The organism is Acetobacter okinawensis, assembly GCF_002153655.1.
GTDB lineage: Bacteria > Pseudomonadota > Alphaproteobacteria > Acetobacterales > Acetobacteraceae > Acetobacter > Acetobacter okinawensis_A.
Window position 1 is genome coordinate 1 of sequence record NZ_JOPJ01000055.1, and the last position, 310, is coordinate 310.

General features: G+C 47.7%; 1 protein-coding gene. It reads left to right on the forward strand.

All coding sequences use genetic code 11. From position 1 onward, the window contains the following. On the forward strand, positions 1–234 hold a 234-nt coding region (locus HK26_RS13570), incomplete at its 5' end, for a hypothetical protein (protein ID WP_180539573.1). Between the last annotated feature and the right edge of the window lie 76 nt (positions 235–310).

Here is a 310-nt window from a genome sequence, read left to right on the forward strand (position 1 = left end):
GACCAGTTATCCGTTTTCATAGTGGCTTTTCTGGAAGGCGTTTTAAGGGACATTGAAATCATAAAGGGGGATGGCAAACATCACCTGTCCTATTTCAATCGTGACCTTGATTGTAGCTGTGCTTCTGTCCTGAAGAGCTACTTTCCTGATGATTATGCATTGGGAGATTATCTGGCCCGCTATTTCCTTGCGGACAGAGTGACAGCCCTGCATGTCTTTGGCGGTGTGCAATGATTTATGGCTATGCACGTGTCAGCACCAGAGACCAGTCGACTGATATGCAGGTCAGTCGATTGCTGGAAGCCGGGAT